Origin of the sequence: Weissella fangxianensis, from assembly GCF_024718545.1 — a bacterium.
Taxonomy (GTDB): Bacteria; Bacillota; Bacilli; order Lactobacillales; family Lactobacillaceae; genus Weissella; species Weissella fangxianensis.
In genome coordinates this window covers 67599-76722 of the sequence record NZ_JAMXDB010000005.1, presented here as the reverse complement: position 1 = coordinate 76722, position 9124 = coordinate 67599, and the positions used below count along the sequence as shown (strand labels likewise).

Annotated in this window: 6 protein-coding genes and 1 other annotated feature; of the genes, 5 read left to right on the top strand and 1 reads right to left on the bottom strand. The window is 39.2% G+C overall.

Annotated features, from left to right (window positions below; genetic code table 11):
• Positions 1-290: 290 nt before the first annotated feature.
• Complete coding sequence (locus tag NGR58_RS02890; protein ID WP_407077142.1) at positions 291-1397, bottom strand: MFS transporter; 1107 nt, start codon at positions 1395-1397, stop codon at positions 291-293.
• Between the two features lie 265 nt (positions 1398-1662).
• Here NGR58_RS02890 and NGR58_RS02885 point away from each other — a divergent pair, with 265 nt between their 5' ends.
• From NGR58_RS02885 to recQ, 5 genes are all read left to right on the top strand, one after another.
• Positions 1663-2022, top strand: a complete 360-nt coding sequence (locus tag NGR58_RS02885) for a winged helix-turn-helix transcriptional regulator (protein ID WP_258088179.1) — start codon at positions 1663-1665, stop codon at positions 2020-2022.
• 36 nt (positions 2023-2058) lie between these two features.
• Positions 2059-2267 (top strand) — a binding site (T-box leader).
• Positions 2268-2329: 62 nt separating this feature from the next.
• Entirely contained in the window at positions 2330-3370 is a 1041-nt protein-coding gene (gene pheS, locus NGR58_RS02880; RefSeq protein ID WP_258088178.1) for a phenylalanine--tRNA ligase subunit alpha, read from the top strand.
• Positions 3371-3376: 6 nt separating this feature from the next.
• Positions 3377-5800, top strand: a complete 2424-nt coding sequence (pheT, locus tag NGR58_RS02875; protein WP_258088177.1) for a phenylalanine--tRNA ligase subunit beta — start codon at positions 3377-3379, stop codon at positions 5798-5800.
• Positions 5801-5901: 101 nt separating this feature from the next.
• Positions 5902-7053 carry an endolytic transglycosylase MltG gene (mltG, locus tag NGR58_RS02870; protein ID WP_258088176.1) on the top strand — a complete coding sequence of 384 codons (1152 nt, stop codon included), beginning with the start codon at positions 5902-5904 and terminating at the stop codon, positions 7051-7053.
• A 121-nt stretch (positions 7054-7174) separates the two neighbouring features.
• On the top strand, positions 7175-9001 hold the full coding sequence (recQ, locus tag NGR58_RS02865; RefSeq protein ID WP_258088175.1) for a DNA helicase RecQ: 1827 nt from the start codon (positions 7175-7177) through the stop codon (positions 8999-9001).
• Positions 9002-9124 lie beyond the last annotated feature (123 nt).

Genomic DNA, 9124 nt, shown 5'->3' with positions numbered 1-9124 from the left:
AGGGACTAACTCATTGAAATTACCATCTTCAGAAATTATAAATTTAATATTTTTGTCTGTTAAACCAACTGAATTTAGGATAGAATCATTAATGGACATCAATAAATACCTCGTATCTGTTTTTTTTCGTCGATTACATTTTACGCCGGTATCTTATTGGTGTCTTTTTGTTTGTGAAAAAGGCGAAATAAAAAGCGTGAAATTTTTAGTTTCACGCTAGAAAGTATAGAGCCACAAAAAGGAGGTTGAGACTTATTTGAGTCTCAACCTCCTTTTTATTTAAATGTGGATTATTGCACGCTAACTTTCCGACCGTGAATAAAGTAATATAAGACAATACCAATTAAGGCAATGACTGCCATAACGATAAATAAGTTTTGGTAACCAAGGAATGGTTGAACAAAGCCAATTATAGAAGGCCCAAATCCTAACGCAAATTCATAGCAGATGAAGTAAGTAGCAGTTGTTTGGGTCAATCGTTCAGCAGGGACCATTTGAGTGGTCGTTGTTTGAATAGCAGATTGGAAATTTCCAAATCCAAACCCAATTAGGATAGCCGCTAATAACATCATCCAACCATTTGACATTTTTCCAAGGATGAATAAGCCGATAGCTAAGATAACTAATGCGGGATAGACAACGTAATTTTCGTTTTTCCTGTCCATTAAACGGCCCACAATTGGCCGTGAGACTAAAATTGCCAATGCATAAACTAAGAAAAAGTACGATGCAAAAGTGACTAAGTCTAAGTCACTGGCATAGAAGTCTAATTCAGATTGCAGTGCTGCATAGCCAAATGTTACGAAACCAAGAGTCAGTGAGATACCGAGAACTTTGGGTTCGATCAGGGTACGTAAGCTAAATTTATTACTAGTTGGCGTTGCTTGAATCGTTACTTTGTTGGCATCAATTAGAAATGAAGCAATTAGTGCGATAATTCCTGTAAAAAATTCTAACCAAAATAAGATAGTGTAAGAATAATGTTGTTCAATTAGTAAGGCGAAGAAGGGACCAAAAGCAGTTCCTAAAATCGTTGCTAATGAGAAATAAGCAATGCCTTCAGCGCGTCGGGCAGCTGGAATCACGTTGATGACCGCAGTATTGGTAACCGTTCCTGTTAAACCAACTGCTAATCCTTGAATAAAGCGGATAATCAGCAGATAGACGATACCACCTTCATATTGATAAGCGAGAAGGATTGGCACAAGGATCACCATGCTTAAAATAGTTAAATTTTTAGCACGAAACTTTGCCGTCATAATACCAGCACTAAACCGAGCAACCATGGTACCAATAATGGTCATACCGGTAATCAAGCCAGCCATTGTTGTACTAACATGATAGGTATTGACCGAATAGGGACCAATGATGACAAACAGACTATAAAACGTCATCATACTGAGAATTTGAATAATAAATAATTGAATAAAAGTTGCATTAAAAATGCTAGGGGAGTCACTGTTTGACGTAATACTATACCTATCTTTCTAAAATTTTTTCTAAATAAGTATACACCATCTGTCAAATCAACTCTTTTCGTGCTTAATAAATGACGATATAATACAACATGTGGGAGTTAGGAGTTATTCCGTGCATTTTTTGTAAGTAAAGCATAGAATGAATATACGAGAAGAGAAATTAAGCTAGTTAAGGAGAAAAAATATGGTAGTTGTAACCGATAAGACGACCGATGCAACACAATTATGTGGAAACAAGCTTTGTGATAAGTTTGTCGCAACTTTTGAAATTTTAGGTCGTAAATGGAATGGTATGATTATTGAAACATTGTTAGTCAATGGTCCACGCCGTTTTAAGGACTTAGCACAATCAGTATCAAAGTGTTCTGATCGTGTCTTAGTGGAACGTTTGAAGGAATTAGAAACTGCAGATATTGTTGAACGTCGTACGTATGACGATTCAGCTTTGATTGAATATGCTTTGACACCACGTGGTGAATCAATGCGTGATATGATGACGGCTATTCATGAGTGGTCAGATCAGTGGCAATGTTCTGAAAAATAGAAACTTGAAAAGTTAAAATAAAGTTGTACAATGAAGAAAGAAACAGTGAATGACCTAGTAGGTGTTTTATTAAGTATCAGCGAGCAGGAAGTGGTGAGAGCCTGTCTTTTGGAACACTGAATTTCAGTCAGGAGTTCATCAGTGAAAAGTTGGTGCGGTTTATCGCCGTTAACAGATAACCGAGGGTAGTCTTTATGGGACTACTGAATTTTTTGGGTGGTACCACGTTAATTAGCGTCCCTTCGATAAGTAATTATCGAAGGGATTTTTTATTTGTAAAAATTTATGAATATTAAGGAGAAGAGATATGAGTTTACAAGATGAGCTCACGACATTACTCGATGAAGCATTGGTTCAAATTAATGACGCAGCGGATGTTAAGGCATTAAATCAGGTACGGGTACATTGGCTAGGAAAGAAAGGGCCTTTGACTGAAGTATTACGGGGCATGAAAAACTTGTCACCAGAGGAACGCCCAGTCGTTGGTGCATTGGCGAATGAAGTGCGCGATGCGTTGACAACAGCCATTTCTGAGCGTCAAACACACTTAGAATTAATTGCTTTGGATGCACAATTAGCATCTGAAACCATCGATGTGACTTTACCAGGACGTTCTGTTAAACAAGGACAGCCTCATGTGTTACAACAAATTATTGAGAATTTGGAAGATCAATTTATTGGTATGGGCTACCAAGTGATTGAAGGACCAGAAGTTGAAGAAGATCAGTATAATTTCGAACGCATGAATTTGCCTAAGGATCATCCAGCACGTGATATGCAAGATACCTTCTATATTACACCGGAAATTTTGATGCGTACGCAAACGTCACCAGTTCAAGCACGAACAATGGAAGCTCACGATTTTAACCAAGGACCTTTGAAGATGGTTTCTCCAGGTCGAGTTTACCGCCGTGATACTGATGATGCCACTCACTCACATCAATTCCATCAAATGGAAGGGCTTGTAATCGACAAGCACATTACGATGGGTGATTTAAAGGGAACCTTACTCGCTGTTGCGCACAATTTGTTTGGTGAAGCCCATGATATCCGATTGCGACCATCATATTTCCCATTTACTGAGCCATCAGTAGAGGTTGATATTTCTTGGAATGCAGTTACGCCAGACATGAATCCGGAAGATATTGAATGGATTGAAGTTCTTGGAGCTGGTATGGTACATCCAAACGTTTTGCGTAAGTCTGGTATTGATCCAGAAGTTTATGGTGGCTTTGCCTTTGGTCTTGGCCCTGATCGTTTCGCAATGCTTAAGTATGGGGTAGAAGATATCCGTAACTTCTATTTGAATGATGTTCGCTTCTTAACGCAATTTGATCAGAAAGGATAAGACAAAATGAAAGTTTCAGTAAATTGGTTACGCGATTATTTACCAATTGCATTACCGGCCTCAGAGTTAGCAGAAAAAATTTCTCGTACTGCGGTTGAAGTAGAAGGACAATACCAACCTAAGGGAAACATGAAAAAGGTTGTTATTGCTAAAGTATTATCAGTTGTTCCACATCCTGATTCAGATCACCTAGTGATTACGCAATTAGATGCTGGTGAAGATGAGCCAATTCAGGTCGTTACTGGGGCACCAAATGTGGCTGAGGGACAGACCGTTGTTTTAGCTAAGCACGGTTCGGTTATTGGTGATAACAAGAAAATTCGTAAGGGTAAGTTACGTGGCGAATTATCAAATGGTATGTTAGCTGCCTTACAAGAACTTGGCTTTGAAGATAAAGTTGCGCCAAAGGACTTTGAAGACGGTATCTGGGTATTCAACGATATTGATGCAGCAGACCTACAACCTGGTGAAGATGCTTTAACTGTCCTTGGTTTGGATGATGATGTGTTGGAAACAGGCATTACACCTAATCGTGCAGATCTATTTTCAATGAATGGGACAGCGTGGGAAGTTGCAGCAATTCTTTCAGAAGAGCCAACTCTACCTGCCTTTGAGTTAAACGAGACAGATGAGCAAACTAGTGATGTTATTGAAGCAACTGCACCTGCTGAATTGGCATCTAAGTATGCTGTTCGTGTTGTTAAAAATGTGACAGTTAAAGATTCACCACTTTGGTTACAACGTCGTCTGTGGACAATGGGTATACGTCCTATTTCAAATATTGTGGATATCACCAATTACATGTTGTTGATGTACGGTCAACCAATGCATGCATTTGATTTGAATGCTTTGCCTGAAGCAGAAGTGCATGTTCGTCGTGCTTATGATAAGGAAGCGATTAAGACGTTAGATGGCGTGGCACGTGAAGCCTCAGCTGATGATATTGTCATTGCTTCAGGGGATGAAGCATTGATGTTTGCCGGTGTCATGGGTGGTGAATCAACTGAAGTGACGCATGAAACAACGGATATTGTTCTAGAAGGTGCCATTTTTGAACCAAAGTCAATTCGCCATACTGCTCGTGATCAAAGCCTACATTCAGAAGCATCAATGCGCTTTGAGCGCGGCGTCAATGTAGAAGATACTTTTACTGCCTTAGATCATGCTGCTGCGCTGGTTGCTGAATTAGCCGATGGGCAAGTGACTGCTGGTCGTGTCGTTGCACAAGATTATAGCTATGAAGCACCAGTTGTTGACGTTAGTGTTGATCGGGTGAACCATGTTCTTGGAACAACAATTACGGCAGCTGAAATTGCTGCAGTCTTTGATCGCTTGTTCTTTGATTATGAAAAAAATGACAATGTCTTTTCCGTAACTATTCCAGCTCGTCGTTGGGATATTACGATTGCTGCAGATTTGATTGAAGAAATTGCCCGTTTGTATGGCTTTGATAATTTGCCGGCAACCTTGCCAACTGGAGAAACGACGCCAGGAAAGTTAACACCTAAGCAACAATTAGTTCGTGCTAGTCGGCATGCCTTAGAAGGATTAGGCTTGAATCAAGCCATTTCTTATGTTTTGACAACACCAGAAAAGGCTGATCGCTTTAAGTTACATGAAGGTGAACCAATTCAATTGGATTACCCAATGTCACAGGATCGTCAACAGACGCGTAGTAGTTTGTTAACTGGACTTTTGGATGATGTCGCTTATAACGTGGCGCGTAAGCAAACTGATGTCGCTTTGTATGAACAAGGACGTGTCTTTGTTTCTGATGGTGATTTGACCAAGCGCCCACAAGAAATTGAACATCTGGCCGGTGTTTTGAGTGGTAATATCACCGAACGTACCTGGGTACAAAAAGCACAAGCTGCTGATTTCTATGTGCTAAAGGGTATTGTTGAGCAATTACTAAAGAATTATGATTTTGTTGAACCCGTTCACTTTGTGGCAAACACAGTGCGTCAGGACATGCACCCAGGACGAACAGCTGATATTTACGTTGGTAATACGTTGATTGGTTTTGTGGGTCAAATCCATCCAATGACGGCCAAAGAGTACCGTATCAATGAAACATTTGCCTTTGAGTTAAATCTAGATGAAATTATTGCATTACCAAAGCACCAAGGTCGCTATGAAGCAATTTCACGCTATCCAGCAGTGTCACGTGACTTAGCCATCTTGGTTGACCGTGACGTACCTGCTTCACGGATTGAAGAAGCTATTCAGCAGGCAGGTGGTAAATATCTACACGATATTGTTATCTTTGATGTTTATACTGGTGGTAATGTTCCAAGTGACATGAAATCAGTTGCCTTTGGTCTAACATTTATCAATGCTGAACAAACCATGCTTGATGAAGAAACAAACCAAACAGTTGATCACATCGCCGGTGCTTTAGCTGAACAATTTGGGGCTGAAATTCGTTAAAGTTTAATTAAAGAATATATAAATAGCCGCTGTTACTGATATACTTAAGTAATGGCGACTATTTTCGTTATTTATTAAAGATGATTTCAGGAGAACTTATTATGAACAACGGTAAACGTAGGCAAGGTAAGAAGCGAAGCCGACAAGGGAAATGGCGCTTGATCATTCTCTTCTTGGTATTAATAGCACTTATTGCTGGTGGTATTGCCTTTGTATTGAATTATCAAGATGAACGTGATTATTCTGCTTTGAATAGCCAGGATAAGAAAAATAAGCAGGTTAAAGTTAAAGATGGCGACGATGCAGAGGATGTTGCTAACAAGTTGGACAAAGCAAAGCTAATTCGTTCAAAAAAAGCTTTCGTTCACTATGTATCATCCCATGATATTTCTAATTTGAAGTCAGGGTATTATCTATTTGCACCATCGGATTCAATTAATGAAATGGTTAAAACTTTGCGTCACGGTGGCGCTTCATCACCATTAAATAATCAAGAAACGATTACGGTACGTGAGGGTGAAACCATTGAAGAGATTGCTGCTGAAGTTGGTCAAAAGACAAAGTTTACCAAAGCAGAGTTTTTGAAGGCCGTGAACAACAAAGCATTCTTTAATCGTTTGAAATCGGCATATCCAGGCCTTCTTGATTCAGAAGCTTCAAGTAAAAAAGCGAAGGATATCCGTTATCGATTAGAAGGGTACTTGTACCCAGCTACTTATAATTGGAAGGATTCTAATAACGCCCGTGAATTGGTCAACCAGATGGTTGCTCAATCGTATGCGCAGTTAAAGAATCAATTTGATACGATCAAAGATGCTGGTTTGACTGTTCATGAAACATTGACGTTAGCATCATTGGTTGAACGTGAAGGAATTGACCAAGATAGCCGCCAGACAATTGCGGGTGTTTTCTTGAATCGTATTGATAAAGATATGCCATTGCAGTCTGATATTGCCACAAAATATGCCCTTAAGACGAAGAAAACCAACTTATCTAATAAGGATGTACAAAGTTCAAATCCTTATAATTTGTACAAGTATTCTGGTTATGGTCCGGGACCATTTAACAACCCCTCAGCATCATCAATTGAAGCGGTGTTAAACCCTAAGGATCGTGATAAAAACTATCTATACTTCGTTGCTAATTTGAAGAATGGTAAGGTCTACTATTCTGCAAATTACGATGATCACTTAGGTAAATCTGGTGACTTAGAAGAAGGTAATACTGCTGTAGGAGACGCAGCAGATAATTAGAATGACAGACTTAATATCAGCATTGGGTCTTTAAGAATAAGGATAAAGCCACATGTTTCGTCGATAAGCTTAACATGTGGCTTTTCCATTGTCGTTTTATTAATCAACAAAGGAACGGGTTATGCAATCAGCATTAGAGACATTACAACGATCATTTGGCTATGATGATTTTCGTGAAGGACAGGCTGAAATTATTGATGCGGTCCTAGCTGGTAAACGAACACTAGGCATTATGCCAACTGGTGGTGGAAAATCAATTACTTATCAAGTGCCAGCATTAATGTTGCCAGGAATTACAGTGGTTATTTCACCGTTGATTTCATTGATGAAAAATCAGGTTGATGAACTGATTGCGAATGGCATCGATGCAGTGACTTTAAACTCAACACAAGATGAAGAAACTTATCACCATGCGATGAATCATCTGTTAAATGGCCAAGCAAAATTATTGTATTTAGCACCTGAACGGTTAAAAAGTGAAGGGACTTACGCCTTATTAAATCGCTTAGACATCTCATTGGTGGTGATCGATGAGGTCCATGTGCTATCACAATGGGGGCATGATTTTCGACCAAGTTATCTTGAAGCAGTCCATTTAATCAATAATTTGATGTCAGCTCCTCGAGTTATGGCGTTAACGGCAACGGCCACGCAACGTGTTCAAAAGGATTTAGAAGAACGTCTGGCTATTGACCATACAGTGCGTACCAGTGTGGTCCGTGATAATTTAACGATTCGTATGGAAACGGGGTTAAAAAAGAAAGATAAGGATGATTATGTACAACGTTATGTGCAAAAACATGCCGACGAGGCCGGTATTATTTATGTACCAACGCGCAAACTAGTAACGAGTTTAACTGCATTCTTAACTAGTCGACAGTTATCGGCTGTTGGTTATCATGCGGGGATGACTGATGAGGAACGTAATCAGGCGCAAGATGATTTTTTGTTTGATCGCGCAAATGTGGTTGTGGCTACTAATGCTTTTGGTATGGGCATTAACAAGTCTAATGTCCGTTTTGTTATTCATTACAGTATGCCGGGTTCAATCGAAGCATATTATCAAGAAATTGGTCGTGCCGGGCGAGATCATTTACCGGCAGAAGCAATCTTGTTATATGCTGCGGCTGATTTACAAACGCAACGCTTCTTTATTGAAAATAGTGATAATCAAACGCCAGAATATCAACGATTACAAAAGAATAAACTGCAAGAAATGGCTAACTATGGGGCAACAACGGTTTGCTTACAGCAGTACATTACACGGTATTTTGGGGAAGAAACGTTACCTTGCGGGCATTGTACAAATTGTTTAGATACAAGAACAGCGATTGATGTGACAACTGACGCACAAAAGGTTTTAAGCCATGTTGTACGTATGCGAAATGCTCGGCACAATAAAGATGCTTTTGGAAAAATTGTGACCGCAGATACTTTGCGTGGTCATGTACCGGAAAAATTTAAGTGGGCACATTTTGATCAACTACCAACATTTGGTTTAATGAAAGGGATACCAAGGGTTAAGATTGCGTCATTGATTGACTTTTTGTTGGCTTCTGGGTATTTGCAAATAACCGGTGAATATAGTGGCTTAATGGTTTCGAAAACTGGGTTACAAGTTCTGCAAGGTGAACTTCAAGTGATGCGACGTCAGTCAACACAAATGATTGATGATCGGGTTACGACTGGTTCACCGCTGACACAAGATGATTTAGATGAAGCTGAAAAAGCAGTATTTACTGAACTACGCAAGTGGCGTTTAGAATTATCCAAGAAAACATCGGTACCTTCATTTATCATTTTTAATGATCGAACTTTAGTTGAACTAGCACGTCAGCAACCTAAATCACTAACTGAATTACTTAATATTTCGGGGATTGGGCAAGCCAAAGCAGATAAATATGGGCAAGAAGTTTTGCAAGTTATCGCACAAGTAGCAACAAATTAATATATTTTTAGCAAAAAGTGGTTGAGACATTTATTTTGTCCCAACCACTTTTTGTGTTTGATGTATTTAATGTTGGGTTAATTTTTATTTAACTTTATCCTATTAATTATTTCATAGAATAAT

Coding starts and splice junctions, on each gene's coding strand:
- NGR58_RS02890 (WP_407077142.1), bottom strand. CDS start 1,397: ATGATGACGTTTTATAGTCTGTTTGTCATCATTGGTCCCTATTCGGTC.
- NGR58_RS02885 (WP_258088179.1), top strand. CDS start 1,663: ATGGTAGTTGTAACCGATAAGACGACCGATGCAACACAATTATGTGGA.
- pheS (WP_258088178.1), top strand. CDS start 2,330: ATGAGTTTACAAGATGAGCTCACGACATTACTCGATGAAGCATTGGTT.
- pheT (WP_258088177.1), top strand. CDS start 3,377: ATGAAAGTTTCAGTAAATTGGTTACGCGATTATTTACCAATTGCATTA.
- mltG (WP_258088176.1), top strand. CDS start 5,902: ATGAACAACGGTAAACGTAGGCAAGGTAAGAAGCGAAGCCGACAAGGG.
- recQ (WP_258088175.1), top strand. CDS start 7,175: ATGCAATCAGCATTAGAGACATTACAACGATCATTTGGCTATGATGAT.